This is a genomic window from Pseudomonas arvensis (genome assembly GCF_056688935.1).
Genome location: NZ_CP162038.1, coordinates 1,466,810 through 1,486,557, shown reverse-complemented (window position 1 = coordinate 1,486,557; position 19,748 = coordinate 1,466,810). Strand labels below are relative to the sequence as shown.

16 protein-coding genes are annotated in these 19,748 nt (G+C 60.4%); 9 read left to right on the top strand and 7 right to left on the bottom strand.

The window, feature by feature from the left end:
- Window positions 1-88: 88 nt before the first annotated feature.
- Together pcaK and pcaR are read right to left on the bottom strand one after the other, a co-directional pair.
- A complete protein-coding gene (gene pcaK, locus AB3G88_RS06765) occupies window positions 89-1,429 on the bottom strand; it encodes a 4-hydroxybenzoate transporter PcaK (protein ID WP_112193937.1) in 1,341 nt (446 codons plus the stop codon).
- A gap of 145 nt (window positions 1,430-1,574) precedes the next feature.
- Window positions 1,575-2,417, bottom strand: coding sequence for a pca regulon transcriptional regulator PcaR (pcaR, locus tag AB3G88_RS06760; protein ID WP_025855315.1), 843 nt, complete (start codon window positions 2,415-2,417; stop codon window positions 1,575-1,577).
- A 558-nt stretch (window positions 2,418-2,975) separates the two neighbouring features.
- On the opposite strand from pcaR, the gene AB3G88_RS06755 reads away from it, so the two are divergent.
- Window positions 2,976-3,176 (top strand): hypothetical protein, encoded by a 201-nt coding sequence (locus AB3G88_RS06755; RefSeq protein ID WP_099583295.1) that lies wholly within the window; start codon window positions 2,976-2,978, stop codon window positions 3,174-3,176.
- A 311-nt stretch (window positions 3,177-3,487) separates the two neighbouring features.
- Window positions 3,488-4,963, top strand: coding sequence for an inorganic phosphate transporter (locus AB3G88_RS06750; protein ID WP_099583296.1), 1,476 nt, complete (start codon window positions 3,488-3,490; stop codon window positions 4,961-4,963).
- Window positions 4,964-5,113: 150 nt separating this feature from the next.
- Here the strand turns inward: AB3G88_RS06750 and ccoM are convergent, their stop codons facing one another.
- Entirely contained in the window at window positions 5,114-5,230 is a 117-nt protein-coding gene (gene ccoM / locus AB3G88_RS06745; RefSeq protein ID WP_276145525.1) for a cytochrome c oxidase subunit CcoM, read from the bottom strand.
- Between the two features lie 143 nt (window positions 5,231-5,373).
- Window positions 5,374-5,535 (bottom strand): hypothetical protein, encoded by a 162-nt coding sequence (locus tag AB3G88_RS06740; RefSeq protein WP_092487749.1) that lies wholly within the window; start codon window positions 5,533-5,535, stop codon window positions 5,374-5,376.
- A 133-nt stretch (window positions 5,536-5,668) separates the two neighbouring features.
- Here AB3G88_RS06740 and AB3G88_RS06735 point away from each other — a divergent pair, with 133 nt between their 5' ends.
- The 3 genes from AB3G88_RS06735 (at window position 5,669) to AB3G88_RS06725 (ending at window position 8,282) form a co-directional block, all read left to right on the top strand.
- Window positions 5,669-6,541, top strand: a complete 873-nt coding sequence (locus AB3G88_RS06735; protein ID WP_480453510.1) for a LysR substrate-binding domain-containing protein — start codon at window positions 5,669-5,671, stop codon at window positions 6,539-6,541.
- A 92-nt stretch (window positions 6,542-6,633) separates the two neighbouring features.
- Window positions 6,634-7,104, top strand: coding sequence for a RidA family protein (locus tag AB3G88_RS06730; RefSeq protein ID WP_158878925.1), 471 nt, complete (start codon window positions 6,634-6,636; stop codon window positions 7,102-7,104).
- Window positions 7,101-8,282 carry an aminotransferase class V-fold PLP-dependent enzyme gene (locus AB3G88_RS06725; protein ID WP_480453509.1) on the top strand — a complete coding sequence of 394 codons (1,182 nt, stop codon included), beginning with the start codon at window positions 7,101-7,103 and terminating at the stop codon, window positions 8,280-8,282. The genes AB3G88_RS06730 and AB3G88_RS06725 overlap by 4 nt, the downstream gene beginning before the upstream one ends.
- Here the strand turns inward: AB3G88_RS06725 and AB3G88_RS06720 are convergent.
- Window positions 8,279-8,620 carry an aspartate-semialdehyde dehydrogenase gene (locus AB3G88_RS06720; protein ID WP_099583300.1) on the bottom strand — a complete coding sequence of 114 codons (342 nt, stop codon included), beginning with the start codon at window positions 8,618-8,620 and terminating at the stop codon, window positions 8,279-8,281. The genes AB3G88_RS06725 and AB3G88_RS06720 overlap by 4 nt on opposite strands.
- A 218-nt stretch (window positions 8,621-8,838) precedes the next feature.
- Here AB3G88_RS06720 and rapA point away from each other — a divergent pair, with 218 nt between their 5' ends.
- Complete coding sequence (rapA, locus tag AB3G88_RS06715) at window positions 8,839-11,685, top strand: RNA polymerase-associated protein RapA (protein ID WP_112193920.1); 2,847 nt, start codon at window positions 8,839-8,841, stop codon at window positions 11,683-11,685.
- A gap of 166 nt (window positions 11,686-11,851) precedes the next feature.
- On the opposite strand, the gene AB3G88_RS06710 is transcribed toward rapA, so the two are convergent.
- Window positions 11,852-13,198, bottom strand: coding sequence for a spinster family MFS transporter (locus AB3G88_RS06710; protein ID WP_150761140.1), 1,347 nt, complete (start codon window positions 13,196-13,198; stop codon window positions 11,852-11,854).
- Window positions 13,199-13,449: 251 nt separating this feature from the next.
- Here AB3G88_RS06710 and AB3G88_RS06705 point away from each other — a divergent pair, with 251 nt between their 5' ends.
- From AB3G88_RS06705 to AB3G88_RS06695, 3 genes are all read left to right on the top strand, one after another.
- Entirely contained in the window at window positions 13,450-13,815 is a 366-nt protein-coding gene (locus AB3G88_RS06705) for a YkgJ family cysteine cluster protein (RefSeq protein ID WP_099583304.1), read from the top strand.
- A gap of 138 nt (window positions 13,816-13,953) precedes the next feature.
- Window positions 13,954-16,218 carry a putative bifunctional diguanylate cyclase/phosphodiesterase gene (locus AB3G88_RS06700; protein WP_112193914.1) on the top strand — a complete coding sequence of 755 codons (2,265 nt, stop codon included), beginning with the start codon at window positions 13,954-13,956 and terminating at the stop codon, window positions 16,216-16,218.
- 203 nt (window positions 16,219-16,421) lie between these two features.
- Window positions 16,422-18,617, top strand: a complete 2,196-nt coding sequence (locus tag AB3G88_RS06695; RefSeq protein ID WP_158876249.1) for a hypothetical protein — start codon at window positions 16,422-16,424, stop codon at window positions 18,615-18,617.
- A 36-nt stretch (window positions 18,618-18,653) separates the two neighbouring features.
- Here the strand turns inward: AB3G88_RS06695 and AB3G88_RS06690 are convergent, their stop codons facing one another.
- Window positions 18,654-19,745, bottom strand: a complete 1,092-nt coding sequence (locus AB3G88_RS06690; protein WP_480453508.1) for a hypothetical protein — start codon at window positions 19,743-19,745, stop codon at window positions 18,654-18,656.
- Window positions 19,746-19,748 lie beyond the last annotated feature (3 nt).

The window sequence follows — 19,748 nt, the reverse complement described above, 5'->3', positions numbered from 1 at the left end:
GATTAAGCTGGGGAAATGGGCCAAACAATCCGATAATCGACTAAGCGTTCGATTATCGAACCGATTGTTGGCAAGCTATCAATCAACCTCAAGTCGCATCCGCGTGGCTGACCATGCCCTTGATGACCACTGCCGCGGTGGCTACTGCGGCCGGGATCACCAGGGCGGTGAGCACCTGCTCGAAGTTCCAGCCCAGGCCCAGCAAGGTGGCGCCCATCCAGGCGCCGAGGATCGCGCCGAAGCGGCCGATGCCGAGCATCCACGACACGCCGGTGGCGCGGCCTTGGGTCGGGTAGAAACGCGCCGCCAGGGACGGCATCGCCGATTGCGCACCGTTGACGCACATCCCGGCAATCAGCACCAAGGTCGCCAGCACCGTGATATTGCCCAGGCTCTGTCCGACCGCGTAGGCAAACACCCCAGCCAGCAGGTAGAAAATGCCGATGACTTTGTGGGGATTGAACCGGTCCATCGCCCAACCCACGCCAACGGCGCTCAGTACCCCACCGAACTGGAACAACGCACCGATAAACGCGGCTTGCTCCATGCTCGCGCCGCTGTCACGCATCAGCGTCGGCAGCCAACTGGTCAGCAGGTACACAATCACCAGGCCCATGAAGTAGGTGAGCCACAGCAGCAAGGTGCCGGCGCTGTAGGTGCCGGAGAAGATCACCGCGAACACATTGCGGGCCTTGACGGTTTTCTGTTCGGGTACGCTGAAGGCCGTGGCCTGGGCAACGATAGTGGGCTCGATGGGTGACAAGGTTTTGCGCACCTTGTCAGTGCCACGGTTGCGCACCACCAGATAACGCGCCGACTCCGGCAGCCAGAGCAGCAGGACCACCACCAGGATCAACGGCAGGATGCCGCCGATCATCAACAACGCATGCCAGCCAAACGCCGGGATCAGCTTGGCCGAGATAAACCCGCCACCGGCCATGCCCAGGTTGAAACCGCAGAACATGCTGGTCACCAGCAACGATTTATGACGTTCGGGGGTGTATTCGGACAGCAGCGTGGTGGCATTGGGCATACCCGCGCCCAAGCCCAGCCCGGTGAGGAAACGCAGCACCAGCAACTGGTCGACATTGCTGCTGTAGGCCGAGGCGAGGCTGAACGCACCAAACACCAGTACGGCACCGACCAGCACCACTTTACGGCCAAAACGGTCGGCCAGCGGGCCGGAACCCAGCGCGCCGAATACCATGCCGATCAACGCAGCACTCATCACCGGGCCGAGGCTGGCGCGGTCGATGCCCCAGTCCTGGGACAGCGCAGGCGCAATAAAGCCCATGGCTGCAGTGTCGAGGCCGTCGAGGAAAACTATCAGGAAACACAGGATGACCACGCGCCACTGATAGCGTGACAGTGGCTGGGTGTTGATGAAGGACTGCACGTCCAGCGTGGTACCGACAGAAGGCTGATTCATTATTTTTATTCCACACCGAGGGCGGGCCAACGACCTGGGGTCGTCATTATTATTGGGGCGCCCCTGAGAGCGCTGCCGCACAATAATAAGCCGGGTGAAACACCGTCAATTGATCAAGCCGGGATCTGTGCGGTCACCGAACAGCTTAGGCAAACAGTTGCGCACTCAGCTCACGGCTGGCGCTGAGCATGCTCGGCAGGAAGCGCTGTTCCAGTTCGCTGCGGCTGACCCGCCCTGCATGGGTGCTGACATTGAGTGCCGCCAATACCTGGCCCGAGGCGTCATACACCGGCACCGCGATGGAGCGCAGGCCTTGTTCCAGTTCCTGGTCGACGATGCACCAGCCCTGCTGACGCACTTGTTGCAGGCATTCGAACAAGGCTTCAGGTGTGGTGAGGGTGCGACTGGTCTTGGTTTGCAGGTCGGCGTGATCGAGGTAGTCCTGCAGCGAAGCGTCGTCCAATGCCGCGAGCAGGATGCGCCCCATGGAAGTGCAATAGGCCGGCAAACGGCCGCCCACCGAGAGGTCCACCGAAATCAGGCGCTGGGTCGTTGCCGAGCGGGCGATATAGAGGATGTCATCGCCTTCCAGGGTGGCCATGTTGCAGGCTTCGTGCAGTTGTTCACTCATACGGTCCAGGTACGGCTGGGCCGACACCGCCAGTGGCGTGGATGAGAGGTAGGCATGGCCCAGGGTCAGGACTTTGGGCAACAGTGAGTAGGTGCGCCCGTCGGTGGTGGCGTAGCCCAGTTTGATCAGGGTATGCAGGCAACGGCGCACAGCGGCGCGGGGGATTTCGGTGCGGTGACTGATCTGGGCAATCGTCAGGTGGCGCTTGCGCTCCTGGAATGCCTGCACGACGGCCAGGCCACGGGCCAGGGAGGTCATGAAGTCGGGGTCACCGGTAAACGCCTGGATCCGCTTGGCCGGCGAGGCAACGATCGGCGGCGCCACTGACGCGAAGGAGTTGCGCAATTGATCGTTCATCTCAGGTTCCTTTCTCTTATTGTCAACCGCAGGGATTGGGCGGGTATTACAAGCCGCACCGGCCGCCCTGCACAAGGCAGGGCCGGCAACATTGGGCGATTATCGGACGATCATGCGATTATCGCAATTTGAGCCGCGCCCGCGCCCTCACCCGCCTGGCAGAGTAAAGTTGCGGTGAGAAGGTTGAATCTTTAGTTCCTTGTTGACTTTATGGCGCCAGAATTTCAGCAATTGCTGACGTCTGCGTGTAACAAAACGCTCACACAAAGTTGACGCTTTTTAACTTTATGCCGATAGTGTTATTCAAATGCGCCGCTATAATGCACGCTGTGCGGAGGTCAGCCCGGTTTCACTATCGGGACCAGAGCTCGCCAGCCCAGGCACATGCCGTGCATGGAAGGTCGCAACTACCTGCCTTGAATGACAGTTATCACCAACGGTCTTTAGTATCAGCGGTTCAAACTTGAGCGCATCACTGGTTCAACTTTGAACAATCCGAAGGCGACATTCAGGCACTACGCTGCCGGGTAATTACACTCAACTCGATTAGGTAACAATGTGACGAAAGATGAACTGCGCGCGGAACTTGAGCGCCAGGAGCAACGTTACAAGGACGTTTACGGCGGGGAAGTCACCACCTACGCCGCCCAGCCTGAACCTGAGCGCAAACCCTGGCGCAAGCGAGCCAGCCTGCTCGACCAGGCGTTTACCCAGGAAATCCAAAAGATTGAACAGGAACTCAAGGCCGAAGAGCCATAAGTGCTTCGGATTGAGCCAGGGGCGCGACCCAGGCTGCTAGCGCTTAGCCAGCAGCCTGGGCCCTGAATCCCACGATCGCCAGTAAAATTTCATACAAATGTTTCAGGCATGACGATTCGGTGACAAAACCCGGTCTTTTCAGCCCTGTACTTTATAAATCAAAGACTTGCCAAAGCCCCGAAAACCCTGGGATCGCCCGGTTTCGCCCCTGGCGTTTCAATGAAGTTTGTTACCGATGAGCAGCTAGTGCATCGATTACTGAGGTTTTCTGGCATAATCGCGCCCCCTTACGACCGGGTCAGAAAACCTTCATGATCGATTTATTCAGCGGACTGGATGCTTGGGTTCTCGTGAGCCTGTTGCTCGCCCTGGCCTTTGTCCTCGCCTTCGAGTTCATCAATGGCTTTCATGACACCGCTAACGCGGTGGCCACAGTCATCTATACCAAAGCCATGCCGCCGCATCTGGCCGTGTTCTTCTCCGGGGTGTTCAACTTCCTCGGCGTATTGCTCGGTGGTGTCGGTGTCGCCTACGCCATCGTGCATTTGCTGCCGGTGGAGTTGCTGATCAATGTGAACACCGGCCATGGTTTGGCGATGGTCTTCTCGTTGTTGGCCGCGGCGATCACCTGGAACCTGGGCACCTGGTACTTCGGTATTCCTGCTTCCAGCTCCCACACCCTGATCGGCTCGATCCTCGGTGTCGGCCTGGCCAACGCCCTGATCAACGATATTCCCCTGGCTGACGGTGTGAACTGGCAGAAGGCTATCGATATCGGCGCCTCCCTGGTGTTCTCGCCGATGGCCGGCTTCCTGGTCGCAGCCCTGGTGCTGATCGGTCTGAAATGGTGGCGCCCGCTGTCGAAGATGCACAAGACCCCGGACCAGCGCCGCAAGCTCGACGACAAGAAGCACCCGCCGTTCTGGAACCGCCTGGTCCTGGTGATCTCCGCCATGGCCGTGAGTTTCGTGCACGGCTCCAACGATGGTCAGAAAGGCATCGGCCTGATCATGCTGGTGCTGATCGGTATCGTGCCGGCGCAGTTCGTACTCGACTTGGGCAGCACCACCTACCAGATCGAGCGTACCCGCGACGCCACCGTGCATTTGAGCCAGTTCTACCAGCGCAATAACGCCACTCTCGGCGAATTCCTGGCTCTGGGCAAAAGCGTGAAGGACGATCTGCCGGGCAAGTTCCAGTGCAACCCGCAGCAGACCGAGCCCACTATCAAAGCGCTCGTCAGTACGTTGAGCGGGGTCTCGGACTACCATTCGCTGACCTCGGACCAGCGTATCGAAGTGCGTCGCTACCTGCTCTGCCTGGACGACACCGCGAAGAAAGTCGGCAAGCTGCCGGGCCTGGATGCGCGTGAGAAGTCCGACCTCGACAAGCTTCGCAAAGACCTGACCGCGACTACCGAGTACGCGCCGTTCTGGGTAATCCTCGCCGTCGCACTGGCCTTGGGCCTGGGCACCATGGTGGGTTGGAAGCGTGTGGTACTGACCATCGGTGAGAAGATCGGCAAGCAGGGCATGACCTATGCCCAGGGCATGTCAGCGCAGATCACCACCGCTACCATGATTGGCTTTGCCAATATCTTTGCCCTGCCGGTGTCCACGACGCATGTGCTGTCTTCGGGCGTGGCCGGCACCATGGTCGCGAACAAGAGCGGCCTGCAAGGTGGCACGGTCAAGACCATCCTGATGGCTTGGGTGTTGACGTTGCCTGCGACCGTTGGCCTGTCGGCCGGGTTGTTCTGGCTGGCGTCCAAGGCGCTGGGCAACTGATAGCCAGGCGCTGAAAAAAAGGTGCGGCCTCTGTGAGGACCGCACCTTTTTTTATGGATCAGTATTAACCGACATCATTAAATACCAGGCAAAAAAAAGGCGACCGAAGTCGCCCAAAATGCCTTGCGTGCTCATGTAATCCAGAAAGACTTACGGTTCTTTACGCTTATTAGCGTCCTTCCAGATAAAAATCCCAAACCCTACAAAAAACAGCACCATGAGGCTGACAGTCAGCACCCCGGCGAATACCACATTATCGATAAACATGACCGGCCTCCTGCACTTGCCCTGTTGCGATAGGGCTAAGTTACTGGAGAAGGCGAATTGGAAAATTGACGGGGATCAATGTCGCCCGCAACGGGGCGTAAAGAAGGGCAATAACTGACCTGCATCAACAGACGCAGGCCGTATTAACGCTTTTTCGGTTTGTTCTTTGATTTTTTCTTGGCTTTGCCTAAAGGCATTGCGTGTTCAAATGCCTGGCGCACTTCATTCAGGCGTTTGTCATTGAGGTCATGCACGCGCTTGGCGCGTTCGGCATTCAGGTCGATCAGCTTGTCGTCATCACTCATGGTTTGTCTTACGTCGTGGCAAGTAGGGCTCAATAATGCGGGCTCCTGTGCCCGACGGCAAATCAGCACGCGACAAAAGGCAGACCGTCGCCCAAAATCGGTACTTTCCGCCCAACTCAGGAGGCGCACTCAGGTGTCACTGCACAAGGATCTTCCCCCGCTGCTGGCCCTTCGTGCTTTTGAAGCCGTGGCCCGACACTTGAGCTTTATCAAGGCGGCCCAGGAGCTTTCAGTGACCCAAAGCGCCCTCAGCCATCAGGTCCAGAAACTCGAACAGCACCTGGGCAAACCGTTGTTTATCCGACGCACCCGCGCCATCGATCTGACCGCAGACGGGCAGCGTTACTACGATGAAATCCGCCCGGCCCTCGATGCCATCGCCACCGCGACCCGCGCCCAACGGCACGTGCCCAGCGCCACGGTATTGCGCGTCGGCCTGCTGGCGTCTTTCGCCACGCTGTGGCTGGCGCCGCGCCTGGCGGGGTTTCTCAACCGCTACCCACACATCCAGGTGGAGCTGTTGCCGTCAATTCAACTGGCCAATGTCGCCGCCGCCGAGGTCGACCTGGCCATCCGCTACGGCAAGGGCGATTGGCCGCACGTGCAGGCCACGCGCCTGATGGCTGAAGTCATTTCACCGGTCTGCAGCCCGACGTTCAAGGCCAACTCACTGGGCAACGGCTCCTTGCTGATGGCAACCTCACACCGGCCGTTCGAATGGACGGATTGGTCCCAGCACTATCAAGTCAGCCTTGAACATCACCCGCGCGTCATGCTGCACGACTACAACATCGTGGTCGAAGCCGCCGCTGCCGGCCAGGGCATCGCGATGGGTCGTCACCACCTCATCCAACGCCGACTCCAGGACGGCAGCCTGGTGCAAGCCTTCGACTGGCCGCCCTACCACAGCGATATCGGCTATTGGCTGATCACCCCTCAAGGCCCTGCCCACCAAGCGGTCGAATGCTTCAGCCAGTGGCTAAGGGAGATCTGCGCCGACGCGTGAGTTATTTCGATACGTCGAGTGAGATCTATCCGTTTGTCGCAGCCCCCCCCCGGAACAACATGCTCAACCCTCTTGAAACCAGAGGACTCAGCATGAGCAACTCCCTGCGCCAACGCGTGCACGCCCTTGGCCTGACGCTGCCAGCTCCCAGCCAGCCGATTGCCAACTACATCAACCATGTCATCAGTCAGAACCAGCTGTTTATCTCCGGGCAAATCCCCCTGCTCGACGCAAGGCCTGCTTACCTCGGCCGACTGGGCGAATCCCTCAGTGAAGAAGAAGGTGTCCAGGCGGCAGAACTGGCGGCACTGAGCTTGCTCGCGCAATTGAGCGATGCCTTGGGCGATGACCTGTCGCGCCTGGTGCGCACTGTGCGCCTGGGGGTGTTTATCGCCAGCAGCGCCGATTTCCAGCGCCAGGGCGCGGTGGCCAACGGTGCGTCGAACCTGCTGGTGAATGCCCTCGGCGAACAAGGCCGGCATGTGCGCACCGCAGTGGGGGTTGCCAGTCTGCCAGCCGGTGTGGCGGTAGAGGTCGACGCGATTTTCGAGCTGCAGCCGTGAGCCCACTCGATGTTCAACGATTAAGGGAGGCCACGCCTGGCTGCCAGTCGGGCCTGGTGCACTTCAACCCTGCAGGCGCCTCGCTGCCAAGCCAGGCGACACTTGACGCCATCATTGACCAACTCCAGCGCGAAGCCCGGGACGGTCCGATGGAAGCCGGTGAACATGGCGCCATGCTCGTGGAAAAAGCGCGCCACGCCGCCGCGCAACTGCTCAACGCGCCCGCCGCGTCGATAGCCTTTGCCGGCAGCGGTTCGACTGCCTGGAGCATGGCATTCCAAGCCCTGGGCCCGTGGCAACCGGGTGATCGCATTCTGGTGGGGCGCCACGAATGGGGCGGCAACCTGGCGAGCATGCAATTGGCCGTGCAAGCAGGTGCGCGGGTGGAAGTCATCCCCTGCGACGCCACCGGCGCGGTGTGCCCGGTGGCGCTGGAGGCGATGATCGATGCCAGCGTAAAGCTGATCGACCTCACCTGGCTGCCGGCCAACGGCGGCCTGATCAACCCCGCCCAGGCCATCGGCGCAGTGGCCCGGCGTCATGGCATTCCCTACTTTATCGACGCCGGCCAAGCGGTCGGCCAGGTGCCGGTGGATGTGCAGGCGTTGCAGTGTGATGTGCTCAAGTCGGCCGGCCGCAAACACCTGCGCGGGCCGCGTGGCACGGCGCTGTTGTATGTGCGGCCGGACTTTCTCCAACAGTTGAACCCGGCCCAACGCGATGTGTTTTCAGCCCCCTGGACCGCCGCCGGTTTCGACCTGCGCGACGACGCACGGCGCTTTGAAACCAGCGAAGTGTCCTTCGCCCTGTTGGCGGGACTGGGGAATGCGCTGCACGAGATGAATGACTGGGGGATTGAGCGAGTATGGAAACACGTCGCACAAACCAGCGCGCAAATTCGCGCAGCATTGTGTGAGATTCCGGGGGTTTCCCTGCATGACCTGGGCACGTTTCAATCAGGGCTGATCGCCTTCAACCTCGCTGGCTGCGACGCCTTCGAGCTGAAACGACAATTGGGACTCAGGCACATCAATATTGGCGCCAACGGCGTGGCCTACACCCCGCTGGATATGCAGGCGCGGGGCCTGGCAAGCGTTGCACGAATCTCCGTCAGCCCCCTCAACAACGACCACGACATCGAGTCGCTGCTAGCGGCCTTGAGGCAACTGCGGGTTTAAACCTCGACGTCCACCCAAAGGCCCTGGCGCGGCGCGTCTTCGATCAGCGGCACAACCGGTACGGTGTTGTCGGCATTGAGCAGGTCGCCCGGGATCGCCAGGTGCTGGTCCGGATCCTCATCGGCTTCGCGCCGGCGTTTCTGCTGTTCCTGCTGGCGGCGTTGCTCTTCGCGCAGCAGAAAGGTCGACTGCTCGGCATCGCCTTTTTTCAAGTCGATGGTGCTTTCACTGGAGCCCGGTTGAACAGGGACCACGGGCGGAATATCTGGTTTCTGACGGACCGGGTCGAGTTGCGACGTAACCGGTATAACGCTGACGGGCAGCATAGGTGGCAGCATGATAGTTGTTCTCCTGTCAGCAGGCTGTCGGCGGGGGCCACAGCGACTTGAGCGCGGACTCGCCAACCTGTGACCCAGTCGACACTCGCAAGTGCCCGCCACCCGTCGATTCAGCACTCCGCCCTGCACTCAAACGGAGTAGTTTTTGTCAGAGTCCTTTGGCTGCGGGCCTTGTTCCGTTAAGATAGTCGGCTTTTTCACGGCGGGAGTCAGGCAGCATGGCGCAGCAGTATCAACCGGGGCAACGCTGGATTAGTGACAGCGAAGCAGAGCTGGGGTTAGGCACCGTTCTGGCACAGGACGGCCGCTTGTTGACCGTGCTCTATCCGGCCACTGGCGACACTCGCCAGTATGCGCTACGGAATGCGCCCCTCACCCGTGTGAGGTTCTCGCCGGGTGACTCCATCACCCATTTCGAAGGCTGGAAAATGACCGTACAGGAAGTCGACGACGTCGACGGTCTGCTGGTCTACCACGGCCTCAATGGGCAGAACGAGCAGGTCACCCTGCCGGAAACCCAACTCTCCAACTTTATCCAGTTCCGCCTGGCCAGCGACCGTCTGTTCGCCGGCCAGATCGACCCGCTGGCCTGGTTCTCGCTGCGCTATCACACCCTGGAACACACCAGCCGCCAGTTGCAGTCCACGCTGTGGGGCCTGGGTGGCGTACGCGCGCAACCTATTGCTCACCAACTGCACATCGCCCGTGAAGTCGCTGACCGTATCGCACCGCGGGTATTGCTGGCTGACGAAGTCGGCCTGGGCAAGACCATCGAAGCCGGCCTGGTGATCCATCGCCAGTTGCTCTCGGGCCGCGCCAACCGCGTGTTGATCCTGGTCCCGGAAAACCTGCAACACCAGTGGCTGGTGGAAATGCGCCGCCGCTTCAACCTGCAGGTCGCGCTGTTCGACGAAGAACGCTTCATCGAAAGCGATGCCGCCAACCCGTTCGAAGACACCCAGTTGGCCCTCGTGGCCCTGGAATGGCTGGTGGACGACGAGAAGGCCCAGGACGCGCTGTTCGCCGCTGGCTGGGACTTGCTCGTAGTCGACGAAGCCCACCACCTGGTCTGGCATGAAGAAAAAGCCAGCCCGCAATACTCTCTCGTCGAGCAACTCGCCGAAGTGATACCAGGCGTGCTGCTGCTCACCGCCACCCCGGAGCAACTGGGCCAGGACAGCCACTTCGCGCGCCTGCGCCTGTTGGACCCGAACCGCTTCCACGATCTGCAGGCCTTCCGCGCCGAGAGCGAAAACTATCGTCCGGTGGCCGAAGCCGTGCAGGAACTGCTCGATAAGGGCCGCCTGTCGCCGACCGCCCACAAGACCATCCAGGGTTTCCTCGGTAACGAAGGCGAAGCGCTGCTCACCGCCGTCAACGATGGCGACGCCGAAGCCAGTGCGCGTCTGGTGCGTGAGCTGCTCGACCGCCACGGCACCGGCCGCGTGCTGTTCCGTAACACCCGTGCCGCCGTGCAGGGTTTCCCGGAGCGCAAGCTGCACGCCTACCCGATGCCGAACCCGGATGAATACCTGGAGTTGCCGCTGGGCGAACACGCCGAGCTGTACCCGGAAGTCAGCTTCCAGTCGCAGCCGGACATTGACGAAGAAAACCGCTGGTGGCGCTTCGACCCGCGCGTCGAGTGGCTGATCGACCAGCTGAAAATGCTCAAGCGCACCAAAGTCCTGGTGATCTGCGCCCACGCTGAAACCGCCATGGACCTGGAAGACGCCCTACGGGTGCGCTCCGGCATCCCGGCCACGGTGTTCCACGAGGGCATGAACATCCTCGAACGTGATCGCGCCGCCGCCTACTTTGCCGATGAAGAGTTCGGCGCCCAGGTGCTGATCTGCTCGGAAATCGGCTCCGAAGGCCGCAACTTCCAGTTCTCCCACCACCTGGTGCTGTTCGACCTGCCGTCCCACCCCGACCTGCTGGAACAACGCATCGGCCGTCTGGACCGGATCGGCCAGAAACATGTGATCGAACTGCACGTGCCGTACCTGGAAACCAGCCCGCAAGAGCGTCTCTTCCAGTGGTACCACGAAGCGCTGAACGCATTCCTCAACACCTGCCCGACCGGCAACGCCTTGCAGCATCAGTTTGGCCCACGCCTGCTGCCGCTGCTGGAAAACGCCGACGACGGCGAGTGGCAAGCCCTGATCGACGAGGCCCGTGCCGAACGCGAGCGCCTGGAGCAAGAGCTGCACACCGGTCGCGACCGCCTGCTGGAACTCAACTCCGGCGGCGCCGGCGAAGGTGATGCCCTGGTTGAAGACATTCTTGAGCAAGACGACCAGTTCACCCTGCCGATCTACATGGAAACCCTGTTTGACGCCTTTGGCATCGACAGCGAAGACCATTCGGAAAACGCGCTGATCCTCAAACCCAGCGAAAAAATGCTCGACGCCAGCTTCCCCCTGGGCGACGACGAAGGTGTGACCATCACCTACGACCGTAACCAGGCACTGTCACGCGAAGACATGCAGTTCATCACCTGGGAACACCCGATGGTGCAGGGCGGCATGGACCTGGTGCTGTCCGGTTCCATGGGCAACACCGCCGTGGCGCTGATCAAGAACAAGGCGCTCAAGCCGGGCACCGTGTTGCTGGAACTGCTCTACGTCAGCGAAGTGGTTGCACCGCGTGCGCTGCAACTGGGTCGCTACCTGCCGCCGGCGGCACTGCGCTGCCTGCTGGATGCGAACGGTAATGACCTGTCGGGGCGTGTGTCATTCGTGACCCTCAACGACCAGCTGGAAAGCGTGCCGCGGGCCAGCGCCAACAAGTTCATCCAGGCCCAGCGCGACCAGTTGACGCCAAGGATCAACGCGGGTGAAGAGAAGATCACCCCGCAACATGCCGAGCGCGTGGCCGAGGCCAAGCGTCGCCTGGCAGCGGACACCGACGAAGAGCTGGCGCGCCTGACTGCGTTGCAAGCGGTCAACCCGACCGTACGTGACAGCGAGCTGGTCGCCCTGCGCAACCAACGCGAGCAAGGCCTGGCCATGCTCGACAAGGCGGCGCTGCGACTGGAGGCGATTCGGGTGCTGGTGGCAGGTTGATTACCGCCCTGCCCCGCTGAACAAGAAGGCCCGCGCAATGCGGGCCTTTTTTATTGGCTTTGGGGGCCTCATCGGGGGCAAGCCCCCTCCCACAGTTGACCGAGCGGTCCTGTCTATCACCGATCAATGTGGGAGGGGGCTTGCCCCCGATGGCATCACCTCCATCTCAAGCCGTCACCGCAGCCGCCGGCACCTCGTCAGCCACCAATCCGGCCTTCATGCGCTTGGCATCGCGCACAAAACTGCGCGAGGCCTGGAACAAGAACAGCATCGTCAAGAACAGCGCCACCGGAATCAGGTACATGGCGTCATGCAGACCCACGGCTTTATAAGCCTCGGTCATCTGCGCAGCCCCATCGGCATACATCGCCGAATGAGCAAAGTGATCGGACAATCCGCCCACCACAATCGGCCCCATGCCCCCGCCCAGCAAGTACAACCCGGCAAAGAACAACGCCATCGCCGTGGCTCGCAGGCGCGGCTCGACCACGTCCTGGATCGCCGTGTATACGCAGGTGTAGAAGTTATAGGCAAACAACCAACCCACACTGAACAGCGCCACAAACACACCAATCTCGATGCGCCCGGCATGCAAGGCCCAGGCGGTCGTGACGGTGGAGATGATCAGGCTGCACGCGGCAAACAGCAGCCGCCCATTGGCAACCCGTTGGTGAATCTTGTCGGCGATCCAGCCGCCCAGGGTCAGGCCCACCAAGCCGGTCAAACCGACAATCACCCCGGTGGCAACGGCCGCATCCTGTAACGGCATGAGGAAGTACCGTTGCAGCATCGGCACCAGAAACGAGTTGCACGCGTAGGTGGCAAAGTTAAAGCACAGCCCGGCCAGCACCAGCCACAGAAAAGTCGGTACGGCCAGCACGCGGCGGATCGGGCGGTCGACGCGTTCCTGGGAGACTTGTACGGTTTCGGCAGCGCCGCGCTTGGGTTCCTTGATATAGAACATGAACACCGCGAGGATCATCCCCGGCACGGCGGCGATAAAAAACGGGGCGCGCCAGCTGTCGAAAGCCTTGACCATCCAACCAATGGTAAAAAACGCCAGCAACAGGCCCAGCGGCAGGCCCAGCATGAAAATCCCCATCGCCCGGGCGCGACGATGCGCCGGGAACAGGTCGCCAATCAGCGAGTTGGCGGCCGGCGCATAGCTGGCTTCACCAATACCGATGCCCATGCGCACCAGCAAAAACGTCCAGAAACTGCCGACCAGACCATTGACCGCCGTCAGCCCGCTCCATGCAAACAGGCCCCACCCCATCAGTTTGCTACGCGAGCCGGTATCGGCCAGGCGCCCGAGCGGCAGGCCGGCAATGGCGTAGACGATGGTAAAGGCCGTGCCGATGATGCCGAGCTGGAAGTCGCTCAGGTGCCATTCCATGCGGATCGGCTCGATGATGATCGCCGGAATGGTGCGATCGAAGAAGTTGAACAGGTTGGCCAGAAACAGCAGGAACAGAATGCGCCAGGCATTCGCCGCTTGGGTCGAGTTCTGCATGGGTCCGTCTCTTTTATTGTTATGAGAGCTGCGATGCCCGATGCATCCTGCCCGGTACCTGCAACATAGTCAGGCGAGCCCAGGTTGTCTGTAATGATTCGTAAAGCTGATAGGGCATGATTTCACCCGGCGCTACGGGACTTCGCCTACAAAAATATAAGTGCGCTCCCCTCTTCCCAACGGCCATGGCACGGATAGAATGGCGAGCCTTCCCGTAGCCCCCCTTCTTACTTTTCTTATTGACGACGCCCATGTCCGAAGCCAGTCCGTGTCTGAGTTGCGGTGCCTGCTGTTCATACTTCCGAGTGTCTTTCTTCTGGGGTGAGTGCGCCTCGTCGGGCGGCACAGTGCCCGATGACCTGGTGGTCCAGATCAACCCGACGCGCGTCGCGATGATCGGCACCGACCAGAAGCCCGCGCGCTGCTGCAGCCTTGAAGGCGAAGTCGGCAAAGGCACCAGCTGCTCAATTTATGAGCAACGCTCAAGCACCTGCCGAGAATTCGATGCGTCGTGGAGCCAGGGCGAGCAGAGCCTAGATTGCGATGCAGCCCGCGCCGCATTTGGCCTGCCGCCGTTGCAAGCGCCATTCGAATTGGAGCTGCCCATCAGCGCTTAGCATTAATCGCTATGAGCGGCATGCCAAAATCATTGAGAGCAAAGTGCCATTATCCCTGGCAAATCCTTCGAGGCTTCTATACTCGACCTCATAGGTCACTGCCGTAGGCTGTGACGTGACGCTATGACGGGACATGCTATGGAATGGCTGGGTCTGCACTTCTTTACCGACCTTCCAGAGAACGGGCACTTATTACTCAATTGCAGTCATAACCCTTTCCTGGTGCTACTGGCCTACCTGGTCGCCTGTGCGGCGGGGTTCGGCACGCTGGACATGGCCGAACGCGTTGGCCATGTCGAAGACCCCACCGCGCGCCGCCACTGGCGCTGGCTGGGTGCCGGATGCCTGGCGGGTGGCATCTGGTCCACCCACTTCATCAGCATGCTGGCCTTCCAGGCGCCCATTGCCATTCACTACGAACTGATCACCACGTTCGCGTCGCTGCTGATCGCCCTGATCGCCTCATTGTTCGCCATGAAAACCCTCAGCCATACCAATGTGCGCTTGCACCAGTACCTGCTGGCGTCGGTGTGGATGGGGTTTGGCATCACCTTGATGCACTACGTCGGCATGTCGGCCATGCACTCCCAGGCTCAGATGTACTTCGAGTCGGGGCTGTTCTTTGCGTCCCTGGGCATTGCCATGGGCGCCAGCCTGGCGGCGTTGTTGCTGTCCAGCTACCTGCGCACCGGCGCCGGGGTCTTTCATCAACTGCTCAAATACGCCGCCAGCCTGGTGCTGGGCGCGGGCATTCTGAGCATGCATTTTACCGGCATGGCGGCGATGCGACTGATTGTGCCCACGGGCGCCGACCTTTCGTTGACGCAGGACAACAACCCCATCCAACTGGGTCTGTCGGTCGCCGTGATCACCTTGCTGGTGATCGGCAGCAGCATCAGCGCGGCCCTGGCGGACAAGAAGCTGCAACACAAGGAGCGCGACCTGCGACGGGTCAACGCGCTGCTCAGCGAACTGGACCAGGCGCGTGCCTCCCTGCAACAGGTGGCCCATTACGACGCCCTGACCAGCCTGCTCAATCGCCGGGGTTTCAATCAGATCTTTGCGGAAAAAATCGCCGAAAAGACCGCGTCAAACGGCATGATGGCGGTGATTTTCCTGGACATCGACCACTTCAAGCGCATCAACGACAGCCTCGGCCATGACGCCGGCGATCAATTGCTCACCGTACTCGCCAGCCATATCAAAGGCTCGGTGCGCAGCCATGCAGACGTGGTCGCCCGGTTTGGCGGCGATGAGTTCTGCATCCTGATCAGCGTCCACCACCGCGACGAAGCGCGGCACCTGGCCCAGCGCATCATGCAGAAAATGAAAGAGCCCATCGAACTGGCCGGCCGACGCATGGTAATGACCACCAGCATCGGCATCAGCCTGTTTCCCGATGACGGCGCGACCTGCGAAGAGCTGCTGAAGACCGCCGACCTGGCGCTGTACCAGTCCAAAGAAACGGGACGTAACAGTCTGAACTTCTTCAGCTCCAACCTGAAAACCAGGGCCTTCCTCGAACTGCAATTGGAAGAAGAACTGCGCAGCGCCCTGCGCGCCCAGAACCAACTGGTGCTGTTCTACCAACCGATCTTTGACATGAAACTGGGCAAGGTCACGCGCCTGGAAGCCTTGGTGCGCTGGCAACATCCGCAACATGGGCTGCTGGCCCCGGACCGGTTTATCGGCATTGCCGAAAGCAACGGGCTGATCGCCGACCTCGACCACTGGGTACTGCGCCAGGCCTGCCACGACTTGAGCCTGCTCTGCGACCGAGGCTATACCGACCTGACCATGACGGTGAATTGCTCGGCCCTGAACCTGGCCCGCGATGAGCTGGCGGACGAAATCGAGGACGCCCTGCGCTTCAGCGGAATCGGCGCCGACCGCCTGGAACTGGAAGTGACTGAAAATGCGCTGATGGGCAACATCAGCAGCACCCTGGCGCTGTTGCGGCAAATCCGGGCGCTGGGTGTGTCGCTGTCCATCGACGACTTCGGCACCGGCTACTCCTCCCTCGCCTACCTCAAGCGCCTGCCGCTCAACACCTTGAAGATCGATCGTTCGTTTATCCAGGACATTCCCAAGTCGGCGACCGATATCGAAATCGTCCAGGCGATCATCGGCATGGCCCATACCCTGCACCTGCACGTGGTGACCGAAGGCGTGGAAACCCAGGCCCAGTTCGACTTGCTGCTCAAGCACGGCTGTGATTACGTCCAGGGCTACCTGCTGAGCCCGGCGGTGCCCGCCAGCGACATCATCGGCGTGATGCAGGGTATCGATATGCGCAACCCGCTCAATCCGTTGAGTGGCACGGCGGCCAAGGACACCAGCCCGCCGAAAGAACCGTCCCCGGCGCGCTCAGGCACCCCTTCCATCGTCAGGCCAATTCGCTGACGCCGAATCTTTGGCATTTCGCCATCATTTATCTCAAGATTCCCGACAAACGGCCGATTCATCAGAGTCCGGCCAGGTTTGCCCTGAGAACACAGGGTCAAACCCGATTATCCCGGACAAGGACGCACTGCAAAGTCGCGAACTCCCACTCCGTGATGGCCGTTTTATTCTTTTCAGCCATCCGCCCAGGCACATGGCGCACCATGACTTCTAAAAATAACTCTGCCACCGTGGTATCCGACGTGTTGCCCACAGCTCCTGCGGAAAAATCCTCAGGTTCAAAGTCATCGAGCAGCGCCCGCCCGCTGTCCACCCAGCAATACCTGTACTTCACCGAGACCAATACCGACCGCATCCTCGATAACCTCGACGGCCTGCGCGACATGGTGTTCCCGCGCCCGCCTCAGTTGGAAATGGACGGCGAGCAGCGCAGCGAGCAGGAATTCCCGTCGGTGTGCCTGATCGGCCTGGGGCGCTGCGGTTCGAACATTGCGCTGGACGTGGCGGAGTTGGTGTACAACGCGCGCAAGTTCTACCTGAACGAGTTCAGCAACGAAGATAAGCTTCAATTTAAAAAGAGCCATCAGGACAAGGGTTACAGCCCCACCCAGTGGATCCGCAACAACCTGCGCCTGGGCGGCGGCAAAGCCAGCAAGCCGGTGTTTCTGGTGGAACCATTGGTGATGCTCGGCGACCTGGACAAGGACATTGCCGGGCGTATCCGCTTCTCGCGCAAGAGCGAAAAAAGCGGCTTCCTGCGCGATTACAGCAAGATGAAAATCATGGACCTGTCGGAAGTCCATGCCGGCGGCGCCGGTAATGCGCCGATCCTCGGCCAGTACCTGGCCAAGATCATCCTCAATAAAGACACCCAGCGTTTTTCCAGCCCTGACTGGAAGATGATCCACTCGTACCTGATCGACTCCTGCGGTATCAAGGCCAACCAGTCGCGCCTGTATTTTTCGATCTTCAGCGCCGGTGGCGGCACCGGCTCGGGCATGGCCTCGGAATTCGGCCTGGCCCAGCAGCACTCGTACATGAACAAGACGTTCGACACCAAGCCCGCCGACGAGCACGACAGCAAGAGCGGCCACGCTTTCGTGTTCGAACCGATCTTCACCAGCGGCATTTGCGTACTGCCGAATATTTCCGATCACCGCAGCGAAATGTCCGAAGCGTTGCACATCAATGCCGGACGGCTGCTGTGCAAATACCTGTCGGAAGAGTGGGACTTCTCGTACAACTTCGACAACGAGGACAGCAGCGAAGCCAGTGTGAAGGGGCGTATCCGTCCGTGGAACGCGATGATGCTGATCTCCAACGACATCATGCGTTACGCCGAAGAAAGCGATGACGGCAACATCCAGAACATTGACGTCAATGCCATGGAAAAACACGCCAACCAGTACATCTCCCAACAGATCTTCAACATCCTCACCGCCCAGGCCGTGACCACCGACTACGACCAGAACTACTTCCGTCGCGCCGGCATCGACATCGGCGAAACCATCCGCCTGGACGCCAACGACCTGTTCATGAGCCTGGCCGGCCCGGTGGCGATTGCCTACGCCGAGTCCGTGGTCCCGGAAACCCCGGCGCCGTCGAATGACAAGTTCAAAGTCTTCGAAAAAGAGCCGCAACGCCTGAACATCGACGACCTGTTCTTCCGCTCCATCGACCTGCCGCACTTCAACAAAGTCACCCAGGCCATCGAAGGCATCAGCTTGTTGCCGATCGAGTCCAAGCGCTACAAGGCGTCCCTGGAGCAGTACAAGAACTCCGGCTATGACGCGGCGGCGCTGCACGACCTGCACTTCTTCAAGAACTGCTCGTCGGTGGTGTCCATCGTCTCGCTGCCCAAGGACTACAAGCTGTCCTATATGGACCTGAACCGACTCAAGACCCACCTCAACAGCCTGTTCCCCAACACCACCCTCAAGCGCTATGCCCTGGTGATCGGCGCCTCGGCCAACCTGTCGCTGACCACCTTGATCGCCAAGAGCCCGTGCCTGTCGGATGACTTCCTGACGCTGATCGTGGCCTTTATCAAACGCTGCTTCGCACGCAACCCGTACCGCTTCGACGACACTCTGGACAACTCGATCCTGGACTTCATCATCCACGAGGACTTCGACGAAGACCGGATCGACGAGTTGCTCAACGAGTTTGAAAACCCGGCGAAGATCCTCGACACCAACTGGTACGCGATCAAGCCGATGTATGAAAAGAAGTACCGCGAGTTGATCAACGACAAAGACAAGTTCGTGTCGATCAATGACATTCGTCTGTCACGGGACTGCGTGAAGAAAGCGATCAAGTACCTGCGCGAGATCTACCGTCACCGCATCGGCAAGACCAAGGTAATTTCGTTGAACAACCACACCGGCAAAACCGCCTAGCACTGTGCGACGGCGCCGCGTGGCGCCGTCGCCAGCTCAGTGCGTCATGCGTTGGCGCAGGAACGCGATGATGGTCTTTTCGTCAGCGCGCTTGGCAGGCCGGGGGATATGCTTCGGCCAGCCGGCGTCTTTGGCGCCGAAAAACCGCTTCTGCTCGGCCTCATTCCAGCCGCGAATCTCCCGCGATGCCGATTCCCACCAGCCATGTCGGCACACGTCGTAGTACGGATGCTCAGGTGCCGAACTGCCGTAGAGCAGATCGCGGCCGACCTTTTTGACGTGTTTGCGCTGATTGCGCAGCTTCCATTTGATACGCAGCCGCTGCCAGGGCGACGGCACGGGCTTGACCTGCGGCACATCCAGGCAACGCGCTACCAACTCGGGACCGAATACCTCACCGTGCAGCGTGAAGAAGTGCGCCTGCATGGCATGGAAGAAGCGCTTGTCGGCAAAGTAGTGATGCACGAACTTGCGCGCCTCGCGCACCTTCTGATCGCGCATCGCAAAGGAAATCGCGATTTGCTCGATGGTGTGGATATCGAACGTGTGCTGGGTCCACTCGTCGATCAGGCGGATAGACGCTTCGAGCAGCGGCGCATCACTGGCGCGCACACCGCACAGGCCACTGTTGTAGAGCTTGAAGCTGTTATCGGCACAGATGCCGTGGGCCTGTAGGTGTTCGCCCAGCTTGAGGTAGTCCGCACGCTGGCAGACGTAACTCCAGTCGTACTCGAAGCCATCCATCACGTACTGGCCCGGCTCGATCAGCTCGAACACACGATGGGGGGATTTGAGGAACAGGGTGTCGGTGTCGACAAACAGGGTTTTGTCCGCCAGCGTCAGCCCGTGGGCAATCGCGCAGGCCTTGCGGCGGTGGGTATAGCCGTTCTCACCCTGCCATTGGGTCAGGGTCTGTTCATCCAGGGTGATGGTTTCAACCGGCCAGCCGAGGTAGTCCTGGGGGCGATCGGTCATGACCCGAATGCACAACGACTCGCCCGCTTTCAGCTGGGACAAGGCGGTGAGGATGCTGAATTTGGCTTCGCGCCGATAAACGTCCTGATTACCGTAGATAAGGTAAAGCAGTTGGTGCGAGGGCTTGGCTAAAGGGGGCAGCGCTGACGGCATAAC

Excerpts from the sequence above, each read along its gene's own strand:
- pcaK (WP_112193937.1), bottom strand. The coding sequence starts at position 1,429 with ATGAATCAGCCTTCTGTCGGTACCACGCTGGACGTGCAGTCCTTCATC.
- AB3G88_RS06700 (WP_112193914.1), top strand. The coding sequence starts at position 13,954 with ATGGAATGGCTGGGTCTGCACTTCTTTACCGACCTTCCAGAGAACGGG.
- rapA (WP_112193920.1), top strand. The coding sequence starts at position 8,839 with ATGGCGCAGCAGTATCAACCGGGGCAACGCTGGATTAGTGACAGCGAA.
- AB3G88_RS06750 (WP_099583296.1), top strand. The coding sequence starts at position 3,488 with ATGATCGATTTATTCAGCGGACTGGATGCTTGGGTTCTCGTGAGCCTG.
- AB3G88_RS06690 (WP_480453508.1), bottom strand. The coding sequence starts at position 19,745 with ATGCCGTCAGCGCTGCCCCCTTTAGCCAAGCCCTCGCACCAACTGCTT.
- AB3G88_RS06730 (WP_158878925.1), top strand. The coding sequence starts at position 6,634 with ATGAGCAACTCCCTGCGCCAACGCGTGCACGCCCTTGGCCTGACGCTG.
- pcaR (WP_025855315.1), bottom strand. The coding sequence starts at position 2,417 with ATGAACGATCAATTGCGCAACTCCTTCGCGTCAGTGGCGCCGCCGATC.
- AB3G88_RS06705 (WP_099583304.1), top strand. The coding sequence starts at position 13,450 with ATGTCCGAAGCCAGTCCGTGTCTGAGTTGCGGTGCCTGCTGTTCATAC.
- AB3G88_RS06710 (WP_150761140.1), bottom strand. The coding sequence starts at position 13,198 with ATGCAGAACTCGACCCAAGCGGCGAATGCCTGGCGCATTCTGTTCCTG.
- ccoM (WP_276145525.1), bottom strand. The coding sequence starts at position 5,230 with ATGTTTATCGATAATGTGGTATTCGCCGGGGTGCTGACTGTCAGCCTC.
- AB3G88_RS06740 (WP_092487749.1), bottom strand. The coding sequence starts at position 5,535 with ATGAGTGATGACGACAAGCTGATCGACCTGAATGCCGAACGCGCCAAG.
- AB3G88_RS06695 (WP_158876249.1), top strand. The coding sequence starts at position 16,422 with ATGACTTCTAAAAATAACTCTGCCACCGTGGTATCCGACGTGTTGCCC.
- AB3G88_RS06720 (WP_099583300.1), bottom strand. The coding sequence starts at position 8,620 with ATGCTGCCACCTATGCTGCCCGTCAGCGTTATACCGGTTACGTCGCAA.